Origin of the sequence: Mesorhizobium loti (genome assembly GCF_003148495.1) — a bacterium.
In the GTDB taxonomy this organism is placed as follows: domain Bacteria; phylum Pseudomonadota; class Alphaproteobacteria; order Rhizobiales; family Rhizobiaceae; genus Mesorhizobium; species Mesorhizobium loti.
In genome coordinates this window covers 739,013-763,441 of the sequence record NZ_QGGH01000002.1, presented here as the reverse complement: position 1 = coordinate 763,441, position 24,429 = coordinate 739,013, and the positions used below count along the sequence as shown (strand labels likewise).

24 protein-coding genes are annotated in these 24,429 nt (G+C 62.5%); 9 read left to right on the top strand and 15 right to left on the bottom strand.

Annotated features, from left to right (window positions below):
* Positions 1-5: 5 nt before the first annotated feature.
* Together C8D77_RS12130 and cysS are read right to left on the bottom strand one after the other, a co-directional pair.
* A complete protein-coding gene (locus tag C8D77_RS12130) occupies positions 6-392 on the bottom strand; it encodes a VOC family protein (protein WP_109662745.1) in 387 nt (128 codons plus the stop codon).
* Positions 389-1,834 (bottom strand): cysteine--tRNA ligase, encoded by a 1,446-nt coding sequence (cysS, locus tag C8D77_RS12125; protein ID WP_109662743.1) that lies wholly within the window; start codon positions 1,832-1,834, stop codon positions 389-391. Before cysS ends, C8D77_RS12130 begins: the two co-directional genes overlap by 4 nt.
* Before the next feature lie 441 nt (positions 1,835-2,275).
* Between cysS and C8D77_RS12120 the strand changes: the two genes are divergently transcribed.
* The gene (locus C8D77_RS12120; protein ID WP_109662740.1) at positions 2,276-2,431 is read left to right on the top strand and encodes a hypothetical protein; all 156 of its coding nucleotides are present in this window, start codon (positions 2,276-2,278) and stop codon (positions 2,429-2,431) included.
* A 71-nt stretch (positions 2,432-2,502) separates the two neighbouring features.
* Here the strand turns inward: C8D77_RS12120 and C8D77_RS12115 are convergent, their stop codons facing one another.
* Positions 2,503-3,264 (bottom strand): SOS response-associated peptidase, encoded by a 762-nt coding sequence (locus tag C8D77_RS12115; RefSeq protein ID WP_109662738.1) that lies wholly within the window; start codon positions 3,262-3,264, stop codon positions 2,503-2,505.
* A 125-nt stretch (positions 3,265-3,389) separates the two neighbouring features.
* Between C8D77_RS12115 and C8D77_RS12110 the strand changes: the two genes are divergently transcribed.
* The 4 genes from C8D77_RS12110 (at position 3,390) to C8D77_RS12095 (ending at position 5,951) form a co-directional block, all read left to right on the top strand.
* Complete coding sequence (locus C8D77_RS12110) at positions 3,390-3,824, top strand: NUDIX hydrolase (protein WP_109662735.1); 435 nt, start codon at positions 3,390-3,392, stop codon at positions 3,822-3,824.
* Between the two features lie 173 nt (positions 3,825-3,997).
* The gene (locus tag C8D77_RS12105) at positions 3,998-4,375 is read left to right on the top strand and encodes a TIGR02301 family protein (RefSeq protein WP_109662733.1); all 378 of its coding nucleotides are present in this window, start codon (positions 3,998-4,000) and stop codon (positions 4,373-4,375) included.
* A 459-nt stretch (positions 4,376-4,834) separates the two neighbouring features.
* Positions 4,835-5,092 (top strand): hypothetical protein, encoded by a 258-nt coding sequence (locus C8D77_RS38320; protein ID WP_008874920.1) that lies wholly within the window; start codon positions 4,835-4,837, stop codon positions 5,090-5,092.
* Between the two features lie 82 nt (positions 5,093-5,174).
* A complete protein-coding gene (locus C8D77_RS12095) occupies positions 5,175-5,951 on the top strand; it encodes a hypothetical protein (RefSeq protein ID WP_109662731.1) in 777 nt (258 codons plus the stop codon).
* Between the two features lie 14 nt (positions 5,952-5,965).
* Here the strand turns inward: C8D77_RS12095 and C8D77_RS12090 are convergent, their stop codons facing one another.
* Entirely contained in the window at positions 5,966-7,297 is a 1,332-nt protein-coding gene (locus tag C8D77_RS12090; RefSeq protein ID WP_245951749.1) for a dihydroorotase, read from the bottom strand.
* A 75-nt stretch (positions 7,298-7,372) separates the two neighbouring features.
* On the opposite strand from C8D77_RS12090, the gene ygfZ reads away from it, so the two are divergent.
* From ygfZ to C8D77_RS12075, 3 genes are all read left to right on the top strand, one after another.
* Complete coding sequence (gene ygfZ / locus C8D77_RS12085; RefSeq protein ID WP_109662726.1) at positions 7,373-8,233, top strand: CAF17-like 4Fe-4S cluster assembly/insertion protein YgfZ; 861 nt, start codon at positions 7,373-7,375, stop codon at positions 8,231-8,233.
* On the top strand, positions 8,233-8,868 hold the full coding sequence (locus C8D77_RS12080) for an HD domain-containing protein (RefSeq protein WP_109662723.1): 636 nt from the start codon (positions 8,233-8,235) through the stop codon (positions 8,866-8,868). Before ygfZ ends, C8D77_RS12080 begins: the two co-directional genes overlap by 1 nt.
* Positions 8,869-8,930: 62 nt before the next feature.
* Positions 8,931-11,072 (top strand): putative bifunctional diguanylate cyclase/phosphodiesterase, encoded by a 2,142-nt coding sequence (locus tag C8D77_RS12075; protein ID WP_109662720.1) that lies wholly within the window; start codon positions 8,931-8,933, stop codon positions 11,070-11,072.
* Positions 11,073-11,084: 12 nt separating this feature from the next.
* Here C8D77_RS12075 and C8D77_RS12070 read toward each other — a convergent pair whose 3' ends face one another.
* Positions 11,085-11,975, bottom strand: coding sequence for a fatty acid desaturase family protein (locus tag C8D77_RS12070; protein WP_109662717.1), 891 nt, complete (start codon positions 11,973-11,975; stop codon positions 11,085-11,087).
* A 111-nt stretch (positions 11,976-12,086) separates the two neighbouring features.
* Here C8D77_RS12070 and C8D77_RS12065 point away from each other — a divergent pair, with 111 nt between their 5' ends.
* On the top strand, positions 12,087-12,998 hold the full coding sequence (locus C8D77_RS12065; RefSeq protein WP_109662715.1) for a LysR substrate-binding domain-containing protein: 912 nt from the start codon (positions 12,087-12,089) through the stop codon (positions 12,996-12,998).
* A gap of 18 nt (positions 12,999-13,016) precedes the next feature.
* Here C8D77_RS12065 and C8D77_RS12060 read toward each other — a convergent pair whose 3' ends face one another.
* The 10 genes from C8D77_RS12060 to C8D77_RS12015 all read right to left on the bottom strand — a co-directional run bounded on the left by C8D77_RS12060 (position 13,017) and on the right by C8D77_RS12015 (position 24,425).
* Complete coding sequence (locus C8D77_RS12060) at positions 13,017-13,289, bottom strand: DUF3303 domain-containing protein (RefSeq protein ID WP_109662712.1); 273 nt, start codon at positions 13,287-13,289, stop codon at positions 13,017-13,019.
* A gap of 17 nt (positions 13,290-13,306) precedes the next feature.
* Positions 13,307-14,770, bottom strand: coding sequence for a RimK family protein (locus tag C8D77_RS12055; protein ID WP_109662709.1), 1,464 nt, complete (start codon positions 14,768-14,770; stop codon positions 13,307-13,309).
* A gap of 5 nt (positions 14,771-14,775) precedes the next feature.
* Positions 14,776-15,873 carry a peptidase C39 family protein gene (locus C8D77_RS12050; protein WP_109662706.1) on the bottom strand — a complete coding sequence of 366 codons (1,098 nt, stop codon included), beginning with the start codon at positions 15,871-15,873 and terminating at the stop codon, positions 14,776-14,778.
* A gap of 207 nt (positions 15,874-16,080) precedes the next feature.
* Positions 16,081-16,872, bottom strand: a complete 792-nt coding sequence (locus C8D77_RS12045; protein WP_109662703.1) for an anti-sigma factor family protein — start codon at positions 16,870-16,872, stop codon at positions 16,081-16,083.
* A complete protein-coding gene (locus C8D77_RS12040; protein WP_013532577.1) occupies positions 16,869-17,387 on the bottom strand; it encodes an RNA polymerase sigma factor in 519 nt (172 codons plus the stop codon). Before C8D77_RS12040 ends, C8D77_RS12045 begins: the two co-directional genes overlap by 4 nt.
* Before the next feature lie 174 nt (positions 17,388-17,561).
* Positions 17,562-20,300, bottom strand: a complete 2,739-nt coding sequence (locus C8D77_RS12035) for a DUF2339 domain-containing protein (protein WP_109662700.1) — start codon at positions 20,298-20,300, stop codon at positions 17,562-17,564.
* 83 nt (positions 20,301-20,383) lie between these two features.
* Positions 20,384-20,902, bottom strand: a complete 519-nt coding sequence (locus C8D77_RS12030; protein ID WP_109662697.1) for a PaaI family thioesterase — start codon at positions 20,900-20,902, stop codon at positions 20,384-20,386.
* The gene (gene recO, locus C8D77_RS12025) at positions 20,899-21,675 is read right to left on the bottom strand and encodes a DNA repair protein RecO (protein ID WP_109662695.1); all 777 of its coding nucleotides are present in this window, start codon (positions 21,673-21,675) and stop codon (positions 20,899-20,901) included. The genes C8D77_RS12030 and recO overlap by 4 nt, the downstream gene beginning before the upstream one ends.
* Positions 21,676-21,811: 136 nt before the next feature.
* A complete protein-coding gene (locus C8D77_RS12020; RefSeq protein WP_109662693.1) occupies positions 21,812-22,957 on the bottom strand; it encodes a porin in 1,146 nt (381 codons plus the stop codon).
* Positions 22,958-23,528: 571 nt separating this feature from the next.
* Positions 23,529-24,425: an aminoglycoside phosphotransferase family protein gene (locus C8D77_RS12015; RefSeq protein ID WP_109662691.1), complete on the bottom strand. Its 897-nt coding sequence runs from the start codon at positions 24,423-24,425 to the stop codon at positions 23,529-23,531.
* Between the last annotated feature and the right edge of the window lie 4 nt (positions 24,426-24,429).

The following is a 24,429-nucleotide window of genomic DNA, read 5'->3' as shown; positions in this document are numbered from 1 at the left end:
GCCGCTCACTCCGGCGCATGGCAGACGGCCTCGACATTGTTGCCGTCGGGATCGAAGACGAAGGCAGCGTAGTAGTCCGGGTGATAGTGCGGGCGCAGGCCCGGCCCGCCATTGTCCTTGCCGCCGGCGGCAAGCGCGGCGACATAAAAGGTATCGACCTCGGCGCGGCTGCGCGCGGTGAAGGCGACGTGCTGGTGATCCTTGGGCTTGTCCTTGCCGGTGCTCAGCCAGAACACCGGCCGGTCACGGCCATAGCCACCGACCTTGGCACCGCCGGTGTATTCCAGCGGCACCATGTAAAGCAGGGAGGCTCCAAGCGGCGCCATCGCCTTGTCATAGAAAGCCTTCGAAGCGTCGAAATCGGCAACGGTGATGCCGAGATGGTCGATCATCTTTTTACCTCCCAGGTGGTGATGCGTTCGCCGGTGACGGGGTCCTTGCCGTCCTTCAACTGTATACCTTGTGCCAGCAGTTCGTCGCGGATGCGGTCGGCCTCGGCCCAGTTCTTGGCGGCGATGAATGCGAGACGCTTGGCGATAGCCTTGGCGACGTGGTCTTCATCAACCTTCGCCGACGCGACATCGAAGCCGAGGAACAGCAAAGACGCCTTCAGCGATGCAGCCGCATCGTTGCCGTCCGCTGCCTCGCCGGCCAACTGGGCCAACTGGGTCAGTATCTGGAAGGCGGCATAGGTGGCGAGATCGTCGGACAAGGCATCGATGATCTCCACGGGCAACTGCCCTGCCGCCGCCGGCGCGAGGTCGGCCGCCCGCTTCCATTTGCGCAGCATGTTCTCGGCCTCCTCCAGCTTGCGCACGGAAAAGTCAATCGGTTCGCGATAGTGCGTCATCAGCATCGCCAGCCGCAGCACCTCGCCAGGCCATTTGCGGCCGCCAAAGGTCTCGGTCTCCAAGAGCTCGTTGATCGAATAGAAATTGCCGAGGCTCTTCGACATCTTTTGCCCTTCGACCTGCAGGAAGCCGTTGTGCATCCAGATGTTGGCCATCACGTCCGTGCCGTGGGCGCAGCGCGACTGGGCGATCTCGTTCTCATGGTGCGGGAAGATCAGGTCGAGGCCGCCGCCATGGATGTCGAAAACCTCGCCGAGATAGGCGGCCGACATTGCCGAGCATTCGATGTGCCAGCCCGGCCTGCCCCTGCCCCATGGCGAATTCCAGCCCGGCTCCTCCGGCGACGACAGCTTCCAGAGGACGAAATCGCCAGGATTTTTCTTGTGCGCGTCGACGGCGATGCGAGCACCCGCTTGCTGCTCGTCGAGATTGCGCTTCGACAGCTGGCCGTAGTCCGGCATCGACGCCGTGTCGAACAGGACTTCGCCCGCGGCGACATAGGCATGGCCGCGTTCGATCAGGCTTTGAATCAAAGTGATCATGTCGGCCTTGCCGTCGGCGCGGGGCTCGACGAATTCGGTGGCGCGCGGCTCGACCGTCGGCTCCAAGCAGCCGAGAACCGCCACATCCCTGTGGAACTGATCGGCGGTCTTTTCGGTCACCCGCCGGATCGCCTCGTTGAGCGAGAGTTTTCCCGAAGAAATCTCGGCGCCGAAATCACGCAACGCGCGGGCGTTAATCTTATCATCGACATCTGTGATGTTGCGCACATACGTGACGTGCGCCTCGCCATAGACTTGGCGCAACAAACGGAACAGCACGTCGAAGACGATCACCGGCCTGGCATTGCCGATATGGGCAAAGTCGTAGACCGTCGGACCACAGACATACATGCGCACGTTGTTTGGATCGATCGGAACGAAATCCTCTTTCGTCCGCGTCAGCGTGTTGTAGAGGCGCAGGCCCTGCGATGCGTCAGACATTCGTGCCTTCCCGGTCCGTTACTTTATTTGAGCATGATCTGGTCCGAAAACCGGTTCCCACTTTTCGGGATCATGCTTTGGCTGAAATCGAGCGCGCCAAGGCGCAAATCGGATTCCAGCCTGCTGGCCAGGGCGTTTGTCCAATCTGGGGAAAGATGAGGCGAAAACGTCCGGACCAGCGCGAGGCTAGCCAATAATGCAAATGCCACAAATGGCGAAAGACGTTTTCATGGGCGGCTTTATCGCCTTGGCTTGTGTTGCCGTCAAGTCGCAAGTTTCGGCAAAAACGTCGCTGGATCACAGGTAATGACCCAGTGAAACATTTTATTAAACATGTCGGCACAGTCATGAAACATTCGTCGGCTAGATCAGCAGGCGTCACGATTTGGTCAGAATCGGCCATCAAACGCAGACACGAAAATGTTACCAGGGAAGAGAGACATGCCCCGAAGCAAGCAGGAATCCAACCGCGCCAAGCAACCGGCGCTGGCTAACCACTATCGCGCAATCGGTCCGGCCGCGATCGTCGCCGCCCTTCTCCACACCGCGAAGAAGAAGAAGCCGGCACAGAAGATCGTATCGCCCCGCGCCGCCTGAAGCGGTGTACGGCCGGCGCTCAAGGCGCCTGGCATGAGGGCGCTAACATGCGCCTCTGAAGAACAGCTGAGCTAGAACAACGTCATCTGACTGTCGTCCGCGCCGGGCTTCTGGCGCTTGACCTTCTCGGGCTCCGGCCCGATCTCGCCCCGCTCCTGTATCTCTGGTCCGGTGTTGGCGACCTTGTTGACGAGGTCGGAGATGGGAATTGCCTCGAAGAAATCCAGCTGCGCCGGCCGCAACAGATCGGCGACATCGCGCGGCTCGAGCGTGCGGCAATCCAGCCAGCGGGCGAAATCCCTGGGATCGATCACCACCGGCATGCGGTCGTGGATATGGGCGATGTCGGCATTGGCGTTGACGGTCAGGATGGCGCCGGTGTCCATTTCCGAACCGCCCGGCTCGGCATAGGTCTCGATCAGGCCGGCGAAGGCGACCAACCCGCCGTGCCTTGGGCGTATCCAGTAGGGCTGCCCCTTCTTGCCACCGGTTTGCCGCCATTCATAAAAGCCGGACGCCGGCACCAAAGCGCGGCGATGACGCATGGCCGCTTTGAACGAAGCCTTTTCGGCAGCGCCCTCAGAGCGCGCGTTGAACAGCAGTGGAAATTCCCTGGTGTCCTTCACCCAGGTCGGGATCAGCCCCCAGCGCACCAGCATCGGCTGCCGGTCCGGCAGATTCGAGCCCGGCGTCCGCGGGGGGCCGGCGATCGCCACCAGAATCGGCTGCGTCGGGGCGATGTTGTAGCGCGCCGGGAAATCCTCCAGTTCGGCCAAGCCTAGCAAGGCGGCAGTCTGGTCCGGCGTCGCGGTCAAGGCAAAACGTCCGCACATGGTCGATTGGCGCCCTTCGAATGGTTCGCTTTGAAAGTGGCGATGCAACCGGCGTTGCGCAACCGCTAAAGCTTCCCCATGCTGGGCGATCCACAACAGACCTGCCTTCACCTGATCGGGAATCCATGAACGAAGCGCGCAAGATACTTCCGGCAGTCTCGGTCGCCGTCGTGCGCGCAGACACCGTGCTTCTGGTCAAGCGAGCCCGGCAACCCTCGCAAGGGCTCTATGCCTTCCCGGGTGGCAAGGTCGAACCCGGCGAGACGCTGGAGGCAGCGGCAGAGCGCGAACTTCTGGAAGAAACCGGTTTACGCGCCACCGATTACCGCCCGCTGCAGGAAATCCACATCGACGGCAGGGACGACAGCCACCCGGTCGATTATCTCCTCACGGTCTTCGGTGCCGTCTATGCCGGCGGCGAGGCAGTGGCCAGCGACGACGCCGAGACCGCCGCCTTCTATACGCTCAGCGAGATGGCGGTACTGCCGCTCGCCGGCTCGGTGTTCGCCGTTGCGGAGGACTTGTTGGCCCCCGGCGGAGACGCCAGGCCGCAGCCCTGAAAATCGCCTTGCAGGCGACAAATTGTTTCGCCACAAAGACTTATGCTGTTTGGCAGAGCCAGAACGGCTTACGCCGTTCGGCAGACCACAACGGCTTACGCCGTTCGGTAGACCACAACGGCTTACGCCGTTCGGTAGACCACACGGCTAGCGCCGTTAGGTAGAGAAGGCTTATGAACCGTCCATCCTTGCTCCTCGCCGTGTGTCTTGCCGTCAGTGCGGCCGTCTCGGCACTGCCTGCGTTCAGCGCCGAGTCGCCGTTCGAGCCGGGGCTGATGCGATTGGCGGAGGTTCTGGGGTCGCTGCATTTCCTGCGCAATTTGTGCGGCGAGAAGGGCGACCAGTGGCGTGCCGAGATGGAGAAGCTGCTTGATTCGGAAAATCCGGACGCCGAGCGGCGCGCCCGCTTCATCGCCAGCTTCAATCGCGGCTACCGCTCGTTCGGCGGCACCTATACGCGGTGCACCCCCTCGGCGACCGAAGCCATCAGCCGCTATATGAAAGAAGGCGAGACGCTGTCCCGCGATATCGCCTCGCGTTACGGCAACTAATGCATATCGCCCAAAACAGCGGATTTTGGGACAACGACATGCATAAACAAAAGCCTGGAACGCGTTGACCGAATCCGTTTCAACGCGATCCGTTTAGGCAGGCAGGCCTGCTCATCAACAACTATCAGCACCATTGCTGGCGACGACTGAGATATCCGGCTTGTGCGAGCCGATATCTTGGTGCAATCCTCATGTTGCACTTCTGCAACAGTATTAACGAAACCTTACCGCGCGAAAGCGGAATTAACTCAAACTGAAGGTTTTCGCCCCGCAGGCCGCCCCAATCGGCTAAGTTTGACTCGAGCTGAACGCAGCTTCGCACAAGGCAATCGGGCTTTGTAAAAGACGATCAAAAAAATGTCGTATTTACAAATACTTAATTGTCCCTGCGTGTGAAATGAACAGATCAGGCCTGATCCACATCGACGGATCGCTGCTTGAAAGGGTGGACATTCGCTTATGGAACATGGTGTCAACGACATCGACGCGCTGGTCAGAGAAGAAAAACGCCTGACCGCCGTGGAAAGCCACAGCGAGGCCTGGGCGGAAGGTCTCTCCGCCGGCATAGAACCCGAGATCATTGCCGAAGCAGCGCTCGAAACCGCCTTCGGCGAGATGTTGCGTGCCAATGGCGAGACCTCGGCCCTTGCCCTGCTCGACCGTATGCGTGAAAAGGTGATTGCTGGCGCCTTCGAACCCGAACGGCTGCGGCACTGAACCGACGTCCGGTTCTTTGACGGCAAAATGCCGCTCGGGCGTCATGCCCGGAAGCAGGGAGAAACGGGCAGTGAGTTTTTCGATGTCAGGCAAGCCGCGTGGCTTGGTCCTCTGCATCTCCTTCGCCGCTTGCTGTGCCGCGATTCCCCTGGTTGTGTGTCTCGCGAGCAGCCCCGCCTATGCGCTGAGCGAGATCAAGCGCGAAGAGCTCCCGCCAACAGTCACGCCGCCGGCGGACGACGACATGTCGCCCCCGGGAAGCACCGTGCCAATGCCCAACCCGGTCGGAACGCCGCCGCCGACCACTGAACCGGCTGCTCCCAATGAAGCCGAGCCGGACAGTCCGGCGGATGGCGGCGTCACCAGACCGCGCGTCGATCCGGAGACGCCGGTACCCGAGGTTGTCTATGATCTCGGCAAGCTGCCGGAACCGGTGCGGCGCATGCACGATCTGATCGTCGAAGCCTGCAAGGGCGGCGACATCGAAAAGCTGCGGCCCTTGATCGGCAAGGGCGACAGCGCCACGCAGATATCGCTGACCGACATAGACGGCGACGCCATCGCCTTCCTCAAGGGGCTCTCCGGCGACCCGGACGGCCAGGAGATCCTGGCTATCCTGGAGGAGGTGCTCGATGCCGGCTACGTCCACCTCGATGCCGGCACGCCACAAGAACTCTATGTGTGGCCGTATTTCTTCGCCCTGCCGCTGGACAAGCTGGACGCCAAGCAGCGGGTCGAATTGTTCAAGATCGTCACCGCTGGCGACTTCGACGACATGAAGCAATTCGGCGCCTATATCTTCTACCGTGTCGGCATCACGCCCACTGGGCAGTGGACATTCTTCGTCGCCGGCGACTGAGCCTCTTAGGGAATCTAGACGACAAGGGCCTCGGCAAACTCCACCGCCCTACCCTGGCCTGGCGTGACGATTTCGCCCTCCCACATGACGCGGCGGCCGCGAATGACGGTGCCGACCGGCCAGCCGGTCACGTCTCTCCCGTCATAAGGCGTCCAGCCGGCTTTCGAGCCGGCCTGCGCATTGGTGATGGTCTGGCGCCGCTTCATATCGACGATGGTGAAGTCGGCGTCGTAGCCGGCGGCGATGCGGCCCTTTCTCGCCATGCCGAAGATGCGTTGCGGGCCGTGGCTGGACAGGTCGACAAAGCGCTGCAAAGTCAGCCGGCCGGCATTGACGTGGTCGAGCATGATCGGCACCAACGTCTGCACGCCGGTCATCCCCGACGGCGAGGCCGGATAGGGTTTTGCCTTCTCGGCGAGCGTGTGCGGCGCGTGGTCGGAGCCGAGCACGTCGACGATGCCTTGCGAAATGCCGTGCCAGACGCCGTCGCGGTGGCGCTTGTCCCGAACAGGCGGGTTCATCTGGATCAGCGTGCCAAGCCGTGCATAGTCGTCGGCGCTCAGCGTCAAATGATGCGGCGTCGCCTCGCAGGTCGCGACATCCTTGTGCTGTTCGAGGAACAAAATCTCCTCGGCGGTCGAGATGTGCAGGACATGGATGCGGGCGCGAACTTGCTGAGCGATGCGTATAAGCCGCTCGGTGCAGCGCAGGGCGGCGATCTCGTCGCGCCAGACCGGGTGCGATGAAGGATCGCCCTCGATGCGTTCGCCAAGTCGCTCGCGCAGCCGGAACTCGTCTTCCGAATGAAAGGCGGCACGGCGGCGCGTATTCCGGAGGATCGATGCCACGCCCTCGTCATCCTCGACCAGCAGATCGCCGGTGGACGAGCCCATGAAAACCTTGATCCCGGCCGCGCCCGGCAACCGCTCAAGCTCGCCGACATCCCCGGCGTTTTCGCGGGTGCCGCCGACCCAGAAGGCAAAATCGCAATGCATGCGATCCGTGCCGCGCCGAACCTTGTCGGCAAGCGCTGCCTCGCTGGTGGTCAAAGGATTGGTGTTGGGCATCTCGAACACGGCCGTGACGCCGCCAAGCACGGCCGCGCGCGAACCCGTTTCCAAATCTTCCTTGTGCTCCAGTCCCGGCTCGCGAAAGTGCACCTGGCTATCGATGACACCGGGCAGGATATGCAGGCCGCGGCAGTCGATCGTCTCGCCGGCCGACGCCTGGCGGAGATCGCCGATGGCAGCGATGCGCCCGTCCTTCACGCCGATGTCGCGAGCCCCTTCGCCGTCATGGTTGACCACTGTGCCGCCTGTCAGGATGAGGTCGTAGATCATGGCCATGCTCTCTTGCGGGGGGAGTGCCAGCGGCTTACGTAAAGGCCGACCGTTTTGCAAGATCAGGTTGCTTTTCCGCCCATGCCCTTTGCCCAGCTCAAAGACCGCGCCCTCATTTCCGTATCAGGCCCGGATGCCGAGCATTTTCTGCAGAACATCCTGACCACCGATCTCGACATCCTGGCTCCCGGCGAAGCCAAACCCGGTGCGCTGCTGACGCCGCAAGGCAAGATCCTGTTCGATTTCCTGATCTCGCGCGACGGTGAGAATGCATTCCGGCTGGAATGCCGGGCCGACATAGCGGACGATTTCGTACGCCGGCTGACGCTCTACAAACTGCGCGCCAAGGTCGAGATTGCCAAGGCAGATCAGGCGTTTGTCACCGTCGCCTGGGGACATGAATCAACACTCTCACAATCCGATTCAACGACGGCCGCCGACACGCGCTTTCCGAAGGGCGCCGTCACGCGTTCCTATGGCGAACCAGATGAGCGCAGCGATCTTGCCGCGTGGCAAGCCTTCCGCATTGCCGGCGGCATTGCCGAAAGCGGCAGCGACTACCAACTCGGAGACGCCTTCCCCCATGATGTGCTGCTGGACGAAACCGGCGGCGTCGGCTTCAAGAAGGGCTGCTATGTCGGCCAGGAGGTCGTCTCGCGCATGCAGCATCGCGGCACGGCCAGGCGACGCGTGCTGATTGTCTCGGCCGATAGGCTCCTGCCCGCACCGGGCACCGAGCTAACCGTCGCAGGACGGCCGGTTGGCACGCTCGGCTCGACCGTCGGCACGACCGGTCTGGCGATTGCCCGCATTGACCGGGTCAAGGCGGCGCTCGACGCCGGCCAGCCGATCATCGCCGCGGACGCCACCGTTTCACTTGCCATCCCGGCCTGGGCAAAATTCGCCTTCCCGCAGGAAGCCGTCAGCGCGGAGGAGGCCTGATGGCCGCCGACCGCGTCGGCGCGCCGGCACGCGCCTGGCAGCGCATGCTGTCGGGCCGCCGGCTCGACCTGCTCGACCCCTCGCCGCTCGATATCGAGATTTCGGATATTGCGCACGGGCTCGCCCGCGTAGCCCGCTGGAACGGCCAGACCAGCGGCGAGCATGCCTTTTCGGTTGCCCAGCACTCGCTGCTGGTCGAGGCGCTATTCTGTGACCTGGTGCCTGAGGCTTCGGCCGACGCCCGGCTGGCGGCGTTGCTGCACGACGCCCCCGAATATGTCATCGGCGACATGATCTCGCCGTTCAAATCGGTGATGGGCGGCAGCTACAAGGACTGTGAGTTGCGGTTGCAGCGCGCCATCCATCTGCGCTTCTCGCTGCCGCCGGAACCAACGGCTGCGCTGCGCAAGGAGATCAAGCGCGCCGACCAGATCGCCGCCTATTTCGAAGCAACGCTGCTTGCCGGTTTTTCGGCCTCCGAAGCTACCGAGTTCTTCGGCCGTCCGCGCGGCTTCAATGCCGACCGCTTCGATTTCACGCCACGCTCGGTGACCTGGGCGCAAAATGCGTTCCTGAAGCGGTTTTCCGCGATCGAGACGTCGCGGCACCAGGTTTCGGCACCCGCAATCGGCTAAAAACGCTAAATTAACCGGAACGGGTAACAGTGCGGTGTTCGATCACGACCCGCAGGCGCCTCATGCCCGTCGCTGATGCCAAGGATGGTTCGGCCGTCCCGGAACGGGAGGCCAAAGGCATGGATCGCTCGCGCCATATGGAAGATGAACTGCGCGAACAGAATGAACGCTTTTCGGCCGCAGTCGAGAACATGTCGCATGGGCTGTGCATGTTCGATGCCGAAGAGCGGATGATCATCTGCAACGGCAACTACATCAATATCTTCTGTCTCGACGCCAAGGTGATACGCCCCGGCATCCGGTTCCTCGACATTCTGCGGCACAGCGTCGACATCGGCGTCGCCTCGCAAAGCGCCGATGAACTCTACGCCATCCGCAAGCCCTATATCGACCAGGCGAAACCCTCGACCTACGAGGAGATGCTGTCGGATGGCCGCATCATCAACATCTCGCATCGCCCATTGGCTCTGGGCGGCTGGGTCTCGATCTACGAGGACATCACCGAACAGCGCCGTGCCCAACAGGATCTCAAGGAGCAGCACCGTCGCTTCGACGCAGCACTTGCCAACATGTCGCAAGGCTTGCTGATGTACGACGCCGACGGCAAGATGATCGTGCGCAACGGGCGTTTTCTGGAACTCTACAACGTCACCGCGGCGGACTTCCCGCTCGGAACGACGCACCGCGACGCGCTCGAACGATTGCTGGAACTCGGCATCTATACGAAGATCGACGTCGACAGCGAAGTCGCCAAGACCGAAGCCTGCCTGGTGGCGAAAAAAATGCATTCCGCGTATCGGCATCTTACCGACGGCAGGACGGTTCTGGTCACCCGCCAGCCGATGAGCGGCGGCGGTTGGGTGGCGACCTTCGACGATGTCACCGAGCGCCGCCGTACTGAAGAGCGCATGACCCATCTTGCGCATCACGATATGCTGACCGGACTGCCCAACCGCTCGATGTTTCGCGAACGGCTCGACCTTGCGCTGGAGGACGCGGCGGCCACGCCGTTGGCGATTTTCTCGCTCGATCTCGATCGCTTCAAGGTGGTCAACGACACCTGGGGACATCCGGCCGGCGACTGGCTGTTGAAGGGCGTGGCCGACCGGCTGCAGCGTTGCCTGCGCGGTGAAACGGACGTCGTCGCTCGCTTCGGCGGTGACGAATTCGTCATCATCCAGTTCAATTTCAAGGGCATTGCCGATGCCGAAAAACTGGCGAAGCGTGTCATCGAGGCGATCGCAAAACCGTTTCGCGACAAGAGCCGCGACATACATGTCGGCATCAGCCTGGGCATCGCCGTTTTCCCCGACGATGGCGGCGACGCCAATACGCTGCTGAAAAACGCCGATACGGCGCTCTATCGGGCGAAGAGCGAAGGGCGCAACCTGTATCGCTTCTTCGAACCCGGAATGGACGCCATGGTACAGGCACGGCGCGCACTCGAGATCGACCTCGAGACAGCGCTGCCGCGCCAGGAATTCGATCTGGATTTCCAGCCCATCATGAACATCGCCTCCGGCGAGATCGTCGGCGCCGAAGCCTTGATGCGCTGGCATTCCCCGACGCGCGGCACCGTGGCGCCGGACAACTTCATTCCGGTCGCCGAAGAAACCGGAATGATCGTGCCGCTTGGCGAGTGGGCGCTGAGGAAGGCTTGCACGGCGGCGGCAAGCTGGCCTGCTGGCCTGCGCATCGCGGTCAATGTCTCGGCCGTGCAGCTCAAAAGCGGCAGCTTTGCCCGCAACGTCATCTCGGCTCTGGCCTTTTCCGGCGTACCCGCCGGCCGGCTGGAACTGGAAATCACCGAAACCGTGCTGATGGACGAGAGTGAAGCCGTGCTGAGGACACTGCGACAGTTGCGCGGGCTCGGCATTCGCATCGCACTGGACGATTTCGGCACCGGCTATTCCTCGCTCGGTTATCTTAGGCGTTTTCCCGTCGACAAGATCAAGATCGACCGTTCGTTCATCCACGACTTGGGCAATCGCGACACCGCGGCGATCGTTCGCACCGTCATCGGGCTGGGTGCCGAACTCGGCATCACTGTCACCGCCGAGGGTGTCGAGACCGAGGCGCAGCTCGACATCCTGCGCGGCAATGGCTGTACCGAGGCGCAGGGCTACCTGATCGGCGTGCCGTCAAATGCGGCCGATATTCAGCGTCTGTTGAAATCCCGAGCGTTGCACAGCCAGACCGGCTGAGGTCGGCCACCATCAATGCAGCGTCTCGATGTACTTTTCGTGGAAGCTGACATAGCCCGGCTCGACCACCTTCAAATGCCGCTCGATCAGCGCATGAAACTGCGGCAGTTGATGAAACGGCACGCCGGGATAGGCGTGATGCTCGGCATGGAACGGCATGTTCCACGCTAGCTTGCGGACCAGCCAGTTGGTCAGCGTGGTCCTGGTGTTCTCCAGCATGTTGGCGACAAACGGACAACGGCCGTGCTCGGCCAGCAAGTAGAGCCGCAGAAACGGCTGGCCGAGCAAGGCCGGCAGGATCCAGACATAGAGAAGCACAGTGAGCCGGAAATAGACGGCCAGCAGAATGACCACGGCATAAAAGGCAATCATGGCGCGCGCCTCGATGCGCACCTTGTCGTGGCCTTTGGGCGGAACGTAGCTTTCCCCGCCGCGGTCCATCGCATTGGCATAAAGCGTCTTGAGGTGCCCCCACCACAACGGGATACCAGAGACATGGACGAGATATTGCCGCCATGTCTCCGGTTTGGGGAAGGCCAGTTCAGGGTCGTTCTCTGGGTCTTGCGTGTATCGATGATGGGCGAAGTGGAAGTAGCGAAACCAGTCCGCCGGCAGCGCGATCGCCAGGCTGCACACCCGTGCCACGGCATCGTTCAGCCATTGCGTTTCGAAAGCCGTACGATGAACCGTCTCGTGCAGCAGCGTGAACAGGAACACGATGAGGATACCTTGCGGCAGCATCAGCAGCGGCCAGAACGGCACCTTGGCGGCGATCAGTGATCCGATAATCACGATCGCGCCCCAATGAGCCGCAAGCTGAGCGAGGCCCGCGACATCCGACTTGGCGGTCAGGCGGTTGCGCTCTTCCTGCGTCAACGATGAAATTACGTCGCGATGATCCACGGGTTTCGATCCTGGCTGGGATTGATGAAACCTACTGTAGCCAATGAAAAAACTTTCCAAAAACGACGATTTCTGCAATTTTGATAAGCTGAGCTTATCTATCCGGTGATCATGGTCACACTTCCATCTCTCAAAGGACTTCAGGCCTTCGAGGCCGCGGCGCGTGCAGGCAGCTTTGCCGCGGCGGCGGAAGAGCTTTCGGTGTCGGCCGCCGCCGTCAGCCAGCTCATCCGGGCCGCCGAGGAGCAGATGGGCCGCAAGCTGTTCCACCGCGTCAACCGGCGCGTCGTCCTCACCGAGGCCGGCGTCGAGATGCTGCCCAGGCTGACCATGGCCTTCCAGGAGATCGGCAGCGTCTCGCGCGAACTGGGTGGCGATGCATTCCGCCCGCGCCTGGTCGTATCGGTACCGCCATCCATGGCCATGGGTTGGCTTTCTCAGCGTCTCGCCGGTTTTGTCGCAGGCCATGGCGCAGTCGACATATCGCTCAGAGGCGACGACGACCCGGTGCCGTTCGACCGTGAGTTGATCGACATCAGGCTCAGTTATGGCCCGCATTATCGCGAGCACCCGACCGAGGATATCGTCCAGGACGCAGTCTATCCCGTGTGTGTGCCCGGGCTGGCGGACACGGTCAAACCCGAAGGCCTCGCCAGCCTGCCGCTCATCCATACCGGCTGGGGACCGACTGGTGCGTCCTTTCCGTCCTGGCACAGCTGGTTCGAGGCCGCCGGCATCGAGCCCGGCCGGGCAGCGCAGCGCGGCCTCTCGGCCAACTCATCGCGCGCAGCACTCGACCTTGCCATTTCGGGATTGGGCGTGGCGCTGGCGCAAGGGATCTACTGTGCCGCGGCGCTGGAAGACGGCCGGCTTGTCAGGCCCCTCGCCCGGGCGCTGGAGCTGCGCCAGCCCTATTGCCTGACGATCCCGGAGCGCAGCGCGAGGCGCGATGTCGTGGCGGCATTTCGCCAGTGGCTGATCGACGAATGCCGGCGCGTAGTCGGCTCGCCGGCACTGCGTTGACCTGACAGGCGGCTATGGTCAGAGGTGGCCGCTCAATGCCTCTGCCATGTCCTTGCTCGTCGCCACGGGAACGATCTCGAATTCCACCAGATCCGCCCATTCGATGACCCAGCGCTGCAGCAGCGTGGCGTCATCGGCCTCCACCAGCAGGAAACAGCGGCTCATGTCCGCCGCGATCCAGCTGTGGTGCACGAGAAGCTCGTCCGGCTTCAGGCGGCCCCGGTCGCGAAAGCGGCGGTAGATCTCCTTGCGATCGCAGCCGGTAAAATCCTCGATCACGATGAACAGCATCTTTTCCCCCGATCAAATTACCGCCCGGGCCGGTCCAGCCGCTCCAGGAACCATTGCGTCAGCCGCACCCAGACCTCGTCCTTCTCGCCGGAATCCTCCCAGCCATGGTCGAGGTTGGGATTGTCATTCACCTCGATGACGAAGACGCCGTCCTTGGTCTCCTTGAGGTCGACGCCATAGAGCCCGTCACCGATGCAGCGCGCCGCCTTCACTGCCGTCTCGACGACATGCGCCGGCGTTTCCTTCAGCGTGAAGGTCTTGATGCCGCCCTGGTCGGGCTTGCCGTTGGCCTTGTGGTTGACGATCTGCCAGTGCTTCTTGGCCATCAGATAGTGCACGGCAAACAGCGGCTGGCCGCCGAGCACGCCGACGCGCCAGTCATATTCGGTCGGAATGAATTTCTGCGCGATCAGAAGGTCGGAATCCTCCAGCCATTCGGTGGCGAGCGTCTTCAGTTCCTCGAAGTTGGCGCATTTCTTGACGCCGCGCGAGAACGACGAATCCGGAATCTTCAGCACCAGCGGAAAGCCCAGCGTCTGCGCCGCCAGTTCGAGATCCGAGGTGCCGGCGATCATCACCGTCGGCGGCACCGGGACCTTGTTGTAGGCCATCAGCTCGTTGAGATAGACCTTGTTGGTGCAGCGGATCATCGATAGCGGGTCGTCGATGACTGGCATGCCTTCTTGCTGGGCGCGGCGGGCGAAACGATAGGTGTGATTGGAGATCGAGGTCGTCTCGCGGATGAACAGCGCGTCGTAATTGGCGAGCTTGGCCAGGTCCCGCTTGGTGATCGGCTCGATTTCGACGCCCATCTTCTCGGCGATCTTGGCCCAGTAGCGCAGCGACGAGATCTCCGAGGGCGGCAATTCCTCATGCGGGTCGACCAGCGTGGCGAAGGTGTAGCGCGCCGGTGTGCGGCCCTTGGTGTCGCGCCATTCCCGGTTGGTGTAGGTCTCCAGGCACTGGATAAAGCTTTTTTCCTCGTCCTCGGTCATGCGCGCCAACGGATGGAAACCGATCTTGCGGATCGAGGCCCATTCGGCGCTGTCCTTGATGTGGACTTCGAGCGCCGGTGCGCGGAACCAGTCGAACAACAGCTTGGCGAAACGGTCCCAGATTTTCGACGGCCCGATGCCGAAGAAGATGCAGACCTTTTGCGGAAAGACCCCGCCAATATCCTTGCGGCATTTGTTGAGCGCCAGTTCCAGTTCCGGCAGCGCGTGCTCATAGAGCTTGCGCTCCGACAGGTCGATCATCGTCTCGACGGTCGGGATCACCTTGTGGCCGCGCGAGCTTGCCAGCAGCGAGGCATAGTAGCCGCGGCTCTGGTAGGCGTAATTGTTCGACAGGTTGATGACCTTCGGCCGCTGGCCGCGAAACAGCGACGGGTGCGCGAGATAGTCGCGATTGGTGATGATCTTGTGTGGTGTCGCCACCTGGTCGAGATCGCTCTGCCTGCCTGTAAGAATAACCCAGGTCATTGTTATCAGCGCTTTCCCAGAGTGATGGCGGCACGCAGTCCGTCGCGGCCGAACTGCGCCATGTTCATGAAGATGCCGTAAGGCACTGGAATGTTGGCGGCATCAAGGATGGTCTCCTGCCTTTCGTCCTCGACCCAGGGGTCGTGGATCAGGATATGGTCGCCGTCATCGCCGATCGCCAGCACCCAGTGCGGCACCTTTTTGCCGAACATCAGGAAGCCGCTGATCAGCACCAGCACCAGTTTTCCCTCCGCGATCGAAGCCCTGATATCATCGATGGTGAACGGACGGTAATTCACCGGGATGCCGTAAAGTTCCGCGCGCCGGCGAAAGTCGACCTGAGCGAGTTCCATCACCCGACGCTTGTCCTCGCTACGCACCGATTGCAGAAACAGCGCGCCGTAGAAGGACACGTAGATCTCCGCCGCAAGCCCGCTCTCGTACCCCGAGACAGCGAGGCCGAATGGTTCGCATCCGCCAGGACCCGACATCATGAAGACGGTCGTCGCTTCACGCCACAGCCGGATTTCCATGACCGGATCCGGCACGAAGCCACGGTCGAAATTGGCCATCGCCATCATCAGGCAGCACGGGCCGCAGGTGAATTCGCAGGTCTGCTGGTAGAACGGCACCTTGGTTGCAATCGGAATGTCGCCGCGCAAGGTCTTTTCGTAGCGAAGTGCTGTCCCGCCATCCTCATAATAGCCGGGTTCGCGGCCGATCTTGCGATAGCCGGCCTGTTCGTAGATGCGGATCGCGCGGCTGTTGTCCTCGCGCACCTCCAGACGCAGCATCATGCGGCCGTGCTCGAAGGCGGCGTCTTCGGCGGATCCGAGCAGCATGCGGCCAACACCCAGCCCACCGAAGAACGGACCGGTCGCAATCGAGTAGAGGCGCGCCACGCCGCTGCCCTTGCGAAACAGCACGATCGCATAGCCGGCCACGCGGCCGTCGACTTCGGCGACCAGCGTCTCGGCGGTTTCACGCTCGATGAACAGGCGGAAGGAACGGCGGGAAATACGGTCGCTCGAGAAAACAGCTTTCTCGATGGCGGCGAGATCATCGACGTCAGACGCGCGGGCCGTGCGGATCTCGGCAGGCATGCGGCTTGAGAAAACCTCGATTTGGTGGTGGGAAATGCCCTACTGAAAAACGTTCAGGACATCAGCCGAAATACTGATGGCCACAAAGCGCTATCGCACCTTGAATAGGGCCGAATTGTGACAGATTCGGCAGCAGCCCGGCGATGCAAAACGCTTTGAACAGGATCGCTATTTACAGACTGGCGCCACCACCAAAAGCGGCGCCTTTCAACTGGCCAGGCCTGCCAGAAGCTGGCCATAGGCGCTCTTTGCCACGACGGCCAGTTGCTCGCGCGGCAGCGAGCCGACGACGGCGCAGCCATAGCCCTTGTCCAGCCAGTAGACGGCCTCGGGTCCGTCCTGCGCGGCGATGTAGGTGCCCTTGGCATTTTCCGCCGATTCCGCCGTGACGAACAGGGATATACGCTCGCCCTTGTCGTCCTCGTAGAGCAGCATCGCGGCCTTGTTCTCGCCCGCCGGAAGCAACCGACCGCCGACCAACTGGAAACCGTTCGCGGTCAGATCCGGCGCCACCAGCTTCAGCCCTATCCGGTTGGACAGCCAGGTCTGCAGATGATCCTTGTCGCTGGCCGGCACTTCGACGGCATGCCGCTTTTCGGCGGCATAGATGACATGGGCCGCGATTGCCTGCTCGGCCAGCCGATCTTCCGCGGGATCCTCCTGCCCCATGCCGTCGACGCCGGCAAGGTAGCCACCAAGCCCTCCGGCGACCAGAAGTACGGCAGCGGCTGCGGCAAGCCACCAGCGCGAGCTTGGCACAGCCGCCTTGACCGGCGCCTCGCCGAGCACGACCTTGCGCAGCCGCGCCGGGACGGCTTCGTCCAGCACGCCGGCGAAGGCCGCCCGCAAGGCCGTCCGGTCGGCGGTGAAGCGGGCGCTCTTGGCTTTCATCTCGGGATTGGCGTCGAGCCAGGCATCGTAAGCGGCGCGCTCGTCGCTGGGCAACTCGCCATCGAGCGCCATGTGGATGTCACGTTCGGAAAAGTCGCGGCGGATCATTTCTCGACGATCCTTATCGCGCGGCGACGCGCCGTGTCGTCCAGCAACCCGCGCAATTCCTCACGCCCGCGCGCAATGCGCGACATCAGCGTGCCGGCAGGCACGCCCAGAATGTTGGCTGCTTCGGCATAGGAAAAACCTTCGATGGCAACCATGACAAGGGCTGCGCGACGGTCGGGGCTGATCGCCTGCAATGCGTCGATGATCTCGCGCGACGCGATGCTCTCCACCTGCTCGGCCGGCTGGGCAACAGCCTCGCCCGCTTCCAGCGGCAACATCGCTGCCTCGCCGCGACGGTTCACCTTGCGCATCTGGTCGATGAACAAATGATGCATGATCGTAAACAGCCACCTCCGGGGGCTTTCTCCTGTCTGCCAGTTGTCGAGCCGCACAAGCGCCCGCTCGAGGCAATCCTGGACGAGATCGTCGGCAGCGTCGCGGTCGCGCAAAAGCGAGCGTGCGTAGCGGCGCAGGCGCGGTATTTCGCCAAGGATTGCTGCCTTCTTTTCGTCCATGACCGCTGGTTCTGTGGTCGCCCTTGTTGATCCCAATTGAACGCGCCTTCCGGGCGCGGCGCAAGCGGCCAGCGCGAAGCGGTCCGCCGCTCCGGTCACCCAAGCAATGAGATAACGAGCTCATTGACCGATTTATTCCCGGCCAGACTAAAATCGTATTGTTCTTGCTTGCCTTTATCCGTTTTCCTTCGCCGCCCGTGTCAGCAGCCGCTGATAAAACAGGCCGATGCCGATCAAAACCGCGCCAAGGCCGATGAAGGATAGTGCCCGTAGCACGCCTTCAAGCTCCGACATGTCGAAGATGAAGACTTTCAGCACGGCGATCGCGATCAGCGCGGCCGAGGCAATGCGCAGCACCTGCGATTTCAACCAAACGCCGGCTGTGAGCAACGCCACGCCGATGACCAGCCAGAGCGCCGAGTAAGTGTAGGTCTCCAGTTGGCCAAGCCCGCTCCACAGGCCGATGAATTCGCCCTTGAACAGGCGCCTCACCGACAGCGTGGCATAGGCGAAGGCAAGCACTGCGGCCACCAGAGCCAGCATCTGCGTATACCATTTCGGCCGCTTGTCCCTCGCATAGAGCGCCAGCCCGCCGGCGGCCGCCGCCGGCAGGAGATAACCAAGGAACAACAGGTTGAACACCGGGATCTGGCCGGTCGATTCGTCTGACAACAACGGGTTCAGCACCACGAAGTGCCTGACAACGATGAAGGCGACGGAGACCACGCCGGCGGCCATCGAACCGTAGCGCAGCACCGAGCTTGGCGAGCGGATGTCGATGGCGACGAGGATGGCGCCGGCGCCGATGGCGATCAGCGTGTAGATCGACTGTTCAGCGAGCGTCATGGCGCCGGTGTCGATGACGCCGCCATGCATGGCATGGCGCACCAGCATGGCGAGCGTGAGCAGCGCAAACAGCGCTGCCGCCGCTTCCATGGCGAGGCGTGGCCGGCCATTGGTGGTGCGGGCGAGCTGCCAGGCGGCAAAGCCGAAGGCGAGCGCCGGCACGCCGTAGCCCGGCAGCAGCCAGTTGAACACCGGTGTCGTCGACAGGAACTCGGCGCCGACAATAGTCGGGTCGAAGGCGACGCGGCCAAGCACCGCGATTACCGCGCCGACCGAAATCCAGCCGAGCACCGGATAGGAGCGCCAGCGCGTGGCCAGCGCCGGCACGATGGCCGCCGCACCGAGCAGGATGGTGGTCCAGCCGGAATCGAAAGCCATATGCAGCATCAAGAGCCCGGCGATGGCCGCGCCGCCCAGGGCAAACGACACCGCGATACCGCCCTTGAGCGGCGGCTCTTCTGCCCGCGCGATCCACTCGCCGCCGGCGGCGAAGACCGCGACCAGCAGTACTGCTGCGGCAGCGTAGACAAGGTCGCGGTCGAGATTGCCAAAGGTGAACCAGAGTGCCAGCAGGATGACCAGCGGCACGATGACGCCCCACGCCGCCCATGAGGCCGCGCGGATTTGCGTCCCGGCGGCGAACCTGCGCGCGGCCCAGAAGCCGGCGCCGATGAAGACCAGGCCAAGTGCGATGCCGATGCGCAATGTCAGCGCATTGGACGTGGCCAAGGGCAGTCCATCGACGCCCAGGGCACCGCCCGAAAAATCGGAAGCGATCGAGGTTGGCGGGATGATGCCGAGATAGATCAGCACCGTGACCAGTCCGGCCGCATAGAGGAGCGGCAGCGCCAGCGGACGATAGAGCGCGACGGCCACCATTGCGGCGATCACCACGGCGCCCGGCAAGGCATAGCCGGCGGCGGCAAAGACCGGGTCGACCGACAGGCCCAGCGCCGAAAATGCGACGAACAGACCAGGCACGATGGACGGCCAGTCGAAAGCCCCGGCTGGCCCGGCTTCATCGCCACGGCGAGCGAGCCAGACAAGGGCGAGCACGGCCAGTGTGACGGCGTCGATGAACAGGATGGCAGAGAGGTTCGCTCCCGGTGCATCGGTCATGTAAAGGATGGTCCAGACGCCGGTACCGAAAAAGGCCGCCGCCATCAGCGACTTCCAGTCGCGCATGCGGGCGATGACGCCAGTGGCGGCGAGCACGATCGCGAGATAGCCGAACAGCGCCCAGGGATTGGGCGCCTGCGAGGCGATCAGCACCGGGGTCACCATGGCGCCGACGAGGCCGATGCCGGCCAGCGCCTGGCCATGGACCAGGGCTGCTGCGATCGTCGCCACGCCGATGGCGCCGAGCAGCGTGAAGGCGAGCGCCGGGCCAATGAAGCCGTAAATGCCATGCGCGGCATAGACGGTGCCGAACAGGATGAAGGCACCGGCGGCAGTCAGGATCGCTGGAATATAGGCGCCGGCAACGCCTTGCACCGGCACTTTGAAGCCGGTGCGGCGGATGAACTCGCCGCCGGCGACCAGCACAAGGCCGAGCACGCCGGCCATGGTCAGCCGCACCCCGGGGCCGAAAATGCCGGCCTCGATGGTGTAGCGGATCAGGAACAGGCCGCCCAGCGCCAGCGCGATGCCGCCAACCCAGACAGCCCAGCGGGTGCCGAGCGCGGTTTCGACATCGGACTGGCGGGCGGCTTTCGCCGCGGCAGCCGGCGCTACAGGTTCCGCTGCTTTCGGCGCCGCCTCGCTTGGCGCCCATGGCCCGGATACGACCTCACCGATTGGCGCTTCCACTTCCATAGCTGGCGCCTGGGCGGCGATTGGCTCGCTCATCGCTGGCGAGGGAATGTCGGCCGCTGCCGCAACGGCTGGAATCACATCGGCGGGCGCGGCCTGTTCGGACGGCTTGGCCAAGGGCGGCACGGCGCCGGAAAGAACCAGGCTGCGCAGCGCGCCAAGCTCGCGCTCGACAAGGCCGATGCGGTTCTGCTGGCGCGAAATGATGACGAACAAGGCGATGATGGCGACAAGGCCGATCAGGCTTTCAAACATGGCGGTTCCCCCAAACCAGGCCAGTTTTCACTGACGTTCAGTCTCACTGACACTCAAATGCGCTGGCCAAACGACCACAAAACTCAACGCGCTGCCAGATTGGCGGCCGGAAAGATCGAGCATGTTTCGGTGCCGAAAGCCAGCAACTTGCCGCCTGCATCCTTCAACGTCGCCTCCGACACCGCCAGCGTGCGGCCTTTGTGAACAACCTTGCCCTCGCAGACCACCTCGCCGGTCTTCGGCGTGATCGGCCGCGTCAAATTCACCTTGAACTCAGCCGTCGTGTAGGCCTCGCCCTTCTCGAGCAGCGTCTGCACGGCGCAGGCCAGTGCCGAATCGAGCAGCGTCGCCGCCCAGCCGCCATGCACGCTGCCCAGCGGGTTGAGGTGGCGCTCGTTGGGCATACCACGGAACACGGCACGGCCTTCCGACACTTCGGTCAGCGAGAAGCTGAGCTGGAAGGAGATCGGCGGCGCCGGATACTTGCCGTCGACGATGCGCTGCAGCAGCTCAAGACCGGTGTATTCCAGGATGTCGGCATGCGGAATGGTGCCGAGGCCAAGCGGCGAGACCCGGCCGGGATAAAGTTCGACTTCGCTCATGTGATGATTTCTCTGGCCGCGTCCTCGCCGGCAATGGCCTTGCCGCGCGCGTGGTGCTTGCGCAAGGCGGCAAGGAAGCCGGCGCGAGCGTCGGGCGGCTCGATGCCGCGCGGCTCATAGACGTGGCGGGTGAAGAAGAAGCCGGTCAGCCGGAAGGCGTCGTCGACCGCTGCCGCATCGGCGCGCAGGCCGGAGCCGCGCTGCAGGAAGGCTGGCAGAGCCAGCATCTTGTCGCGCCATGGCAAGCCTGCTTCGCGCGATACCGCGCGACCCGATTTTGGCGAGACATAGGCAAGATCCTGCCGCGTGCCGGTCGCGGCGCATTGGCTGAGATCGAGGCCAAAGCCGAGTTCGTCCAGCACCAGAAGCTCGAAGCGCGCGACCAGTTCGCCGGCGGCGTCGGCATCGTCGAGATGGACGATCATCACGGCAAGCGTTTCGTAGAGACCTTCATGGGCGTCGCGCTCGGGCAACAGGCGCAGATGCGCGGCCATGGTCTGCAACCCGTAGACGGCGACGGCGCTGTCCATCAGCCGGGCCGCGTTCATCTCGATCGCCTCGGCCTGGAACGTGCCGAGATGTTCGTCAAGGCGTGCCCGCCACAACAGGTCGACGCGATTGCCGGGTTGGAGAACGGGCTGCTGCTTGCGTGAGCGGCCACCACGAACGAGGCCGAGATGTCGGCCATGCGCGCGCGTCATCACCTCGAGAATGGCGCTGGTTTCGCCATGCTTGCGGGTGCCGAGAATGATTCCCTCGTCGCGCCATTCCATACAAGGAGCTTTTCACCGGTTGGATGGCGAAATCAAGGTATGGGTTGGTGCCCGGCAGATCGGCACCTCGTATCAGCATACAAAAAGCCGCCCGCAGCGATGTGCTGCGGGCGGTCTGGTAAGGTCAATCGGTCCGTTAGAACGAGCGCTGGAAGCGGAGAATGCCGCCGAGGCTGCTCTTCTTGTTGGCCTTGGTCCAATTGCTGAAGTCGGCGTCGTCGAACTTTCCAGCATTGAGGTAATCGACTTCAGCCGTGACCGTAAAGCCGGGCACAACGGTGTAGGCAACGTTAGCGGCGATGCCGAGGTTCTTCCAGTCGTCATAGGAGACCTGGGCGTTGAACGAGGTCTTGTCGTTGAACTTGTAGGTGCCACCGCCCCAGACTGCCCAGTTACCGCCCCACTGCTTGTAGAAGCCGCGACCGGTGCCGAAGTCGGTGAGGTTGTCATCCGTGCCGTAGCCGGCCATCAAGAACAGCGACAATTCGTTGGTTGCCTTCACGTCAAGGCGAACCTTGCCGGCGACTTCTTCATAGTTGCTGTCATAGGCGACGACGCCGGTGATCGAACCCCAGTCGCCCTTGTACTTCAGGCCGCCGACCACATGCGGGACATAGCTGTCGATCGTGTTGGCGCCCGTGCCTTCTTCGAGCGAGACCAGCCCCGAAAAGCCATTGCCTGCGTCGAAGTAGTACTGAACGACGTTGCTCTCCTGCCCGCCATACGGAACCAGCGTATCCTGGATGACGTTACCGGCATAGCCAATGAACGTATCGAAAGCCGTATCGTCTTTGCCGACGCGCAAGCCGCCGAGCTGAATCCAGGCAAAACGCAGCGAGAGAGACTTGTTGCGGCCCTGCCAATCGCTATTGGCCGGAGTCTGATCTTCATAGTCACCGGAGCTGTTTCCAAAGTTGAAGCGGGTCTCGGTGTAGGTCTTCAGGGTACCGAGCTCGGTCTCCTGACCGGTCCAGGTCTTCAGCGTGAAGCGGGTGTTCTTGTAGTAGGTCGAATGAGTACCATCGTCCATGTGGTCCGGGACATGGTTGACACCATCCAACGAGCCGGCGTCGCCGACGCCGATGTCATAACGGACATAGCCGCCGATGCGCAGGCAGGTCTCGGTGCCGGGGATATAGAAGTAACCGGCACCGTAGACGTCGCAGATCTTGACGTATTCGGCCGGCTCCGGTTCGGCGACGACGACAGCGTCAGCCGCGCGCGCGCCACTGACCGCGATCAGTGCCGCGGCTGAGCCGAGAAGGAGGCTCTTGATGTTCATTTTCTGACCTCTCCAGTCAAAGTTTTAAATGGCTTCGGATTTGTGGCTGGCGGCAATGTTTTCCCGCCTCACCCCCACAACGAAAAAGGCTCGCACCGCTTCCCCTTTTCGAGGGCGAACATACCCATCGATCTTCCGCCTTCAATGACGATTTTCGAAATAACGCCGATTCCGTGAACAGATTAATGCTGTGTTGCACAAATAACACTTATCCAATGCGCTATGGCACAATCGGCACAACGTCATATATTCAATATATATTGAGATTATTTCCTGGCTAACTATATTTTTCGGCACGCAATTCTTCTGTGATATCGCCAGGAATACGAAATATATGCCCCGTTTTCCGTGAAAACTGCCTGATTGTTTTCCGCCCACCGATCATCAGATGACACCAATCCGGCAAATGGTGCTCTGCTGTGACGAAACGCCGGGCGACACCGGCTAGGCAGCTTGGCTTCTTGCCGAAGCGATCGAAACTCAGCGAGGCGCTGTCGCGTTTCTGATTGTGACAGACGCCAACTGTTGAAGACGATTCCTCAGCAAGAGGCCGGTGGTGGCGAAAGCCGGCTTAAGTCACCCGCTGCGCGTGATCGGCAAGCACTTCATCGATCACATGCCGGGATTTTTCAACCTCGACCGGGTTGACGTCTATCTGTCCGGCGACCGTGATCAGCGCCTTCCACAGCGTCCAGCCACGACCGCGCGCCCACATCGCCTCATCGGCCGGAAGGTCGGCACGAAACGCCTCCCGGCTTTTGCCTTCAAACAATGTCCAGGCAACCGCCAGATCGCAGGCGGGATCGCCGACGCCGGAGGTTCCGAAGTCGATAACCGCGCTCAACCGGCCTTGCCCGACCAACAAATTTCCCCAACTGACGTCACCGTGGAACCAGACCGGCGCGCCGTGCCATGGCGCAGCAAGTGCTGCCTCCCACACCGCGCTGGCTGCGTCCGTATCGATCTTGCCGTCGAGGGCAGCAATCGCGTGCCGGGCTTCGCCATCGTAGACGCTGAGTGATCCACCGCGAAAGAAGTTGTGTTGTCCCGGCGCAGGTCCGCCGGTGGCATCGATCCGCTGCAAGGCGACCAGGAACGCGGCCAGGTCAGTCGCAAATTGCGACAGGCCGGCAACACGCTCCCGCTTTGCCGTCTCGCCTTCGATCCAGCGGTAGACGGACCAAGGCCAGGGATAGGTTCCAGCCGGCACCCCCATCGCCAGTGGCACGGGGATAGGCAGCGGCAGCAGCGGCGCCAGCCTTGGCAGCCAGCGATGCTCCTTTTCCACTTGCAGGGAATAGGCTGCCGCGCTCGGCAACCGCACGGTCATCTCGTCGCCGAGATGAAAAGTCCTGTTGTCCCAGCCGCCAAATTCAACCGGCCTGACCGCAAGATTCTTCCAGCGGGGAAACTGCGTGGCGATCAGCCGGCTGACAAGCGCCGTGTCGATGCTCGGCTTGCTGTCCATAAGC

Coding starts and splice junctions, on each gene's coding strand:
- C8D77_RS12130 (WP_109662745.1), bottom strand. CDS start 392: ATGATCGACCATCTCGGCATCACCGTTGCCGATTTCGACGCTTCGAAG.
- cysS (WP_109662743.1), bottom strand. CDS start 1,834: ATGTCTGACGCATCGCAGGGCCTGCGCCTCTACAACACGCTGACGCGG.
- C8D77_RS12120 (WP_109662740.1), top strand. CDS start 2,276: ATGCCCCGAAGCAAGCAGGAATCCAACCGCGCCAAGCAACCGGCGCTG.
- C8D77_RS12115 (WP_109662738.1), bottom strand. CDS start 3,264: ATGTGCGGACGTTTTGCCTTGACCGCGACGCCGGACCAGACTGCCGCC.
- C8D77_RS12110 (WP_109662735.1), top strand. CDS start 3,390: ATGAACGAAGCGCGCAAGATACTTCCGGCAGTCTCGGTCGCCGTCGTG.
- C8D77_RS12105 (WP_109662733.1), top strand. CDS start 3,998: ATGAACCGTCCATCCTTGCTCCTCGCCGTGTGTCTTGCCGTCAGTGCG.
- C8D77_RS38320 (WP_008874920.1), top strand. CDS start 4,835: ATGGAACATGGTGTCAACGACATCGACGCGCTGGTCAGAGAAGAAAAA.
- C8D77_RS12095 (WP_109662731.1), top strand. CDS start 5,175: ATGTCAGGCAAGCCGCGTGGCTTGGTCCTCTGCATCTCCTTCGCCGCT.
- C8D77_RS12090 (WP_245951749.1), bottom strand. CDS start 7,297: ATGGCCATGATCTACGACCTCATCCTGACAGGCGGCACAGTGGTCAAC.
- ygfZ (WP_109662726.1), top strand. CDS start 7,373: ATGCCCTTTGCCCAGCTCAAAGACCGCGCCCTCATTTCCGTATCAGGC.
- C8D77_RS12080 (WP_109662723.1), top strand. CDS start 8,233: ATGGCCGCCGACCGCGTCGGCGCGCCGGCACGCGCCTGGCAGCGCATG.
- C8D77_RS12075 (WP_109662720.1), top strand. CDS start 8,931: ATGCCCGTCGCTGATGCCAAGGATGGTTCGGCCGTCCCGGAACGGGAG.
- C8D77_RS12065 (WP_109662715.1), top strand. CDS start 12,087: ATGGTCACACTTCCATCTCTCAAAGGACTTCAGGCCTTCGAGGCCGCG.
- C8D77_RS12060 (WP_109662712.1), bottom strand. CDS start 13,289: ATGCTGTTCATCGTGATCGAGGATTTTACCGGCTGCGATCGCAAGGAG.
- C8D77_RS12055 (WP_109662709.1), bottom strand. CDS start 14,770: ATGACCTGGGTTATTCTTACAGGCAGGCAGAGCGATCTCGACCAGGTG.
- C8D77_RS12050 (WP_109662706.1), bottom strand. CDS start 15,873: ATGCCTGCCGAGATCCGCACGGCCCGCGCGTCTGACGTCGATGATCTC.
- C8D77_RS12045 (WP_109662703.1), bottom strand. CDS start 16,872: ATGATCCGCCGCGACTTTTCCGAACGTGACATCCACATGGCGCTCGAT.
- C8D77_RS12040 (WP_013532577.1), bottom strand. CDS start 17,387: ATGGACGAAAAGAAGGCAGCAATCCTTGGCGAAATACCGCGCCTGCGC.
- C8D77_RS12035 (WP_109662700.1), bottom strand. CDS start 20,300: ATGTTTGAAAGCCTGATCGGCCTTGTCGCCATCATCGCCTTGTTCGTC.
- C8D77_RS12030 (WP_109662697.1), bottom strand. CDS start 20,902: ATGAGCGAAGTCGAACTTTATCCCGGCCGGGTCTCGCCGCTTGGCCTC.
- recO (WP_109662695.1), bottom strand. CDS start 21,675: ATGGAATGGCGCGACGAGGGAATCATTCTCGGCACCCGCAAGCATGGC.
- C8D77_RS12020 (WP_109662693.1), bottom strand. CDS start 22,957: ATGAACATCAAGAGCCTCCTTCTCGGCTCAGCCGCGGCACTGATCGCG.
- C8D77_RS12015 (WP_109662691.1), bottom strand. CDS start 24,425: ATGGACAGCAAGCCGAGCATCGACACGGCGCTTGTCAGCCGGCTGATC.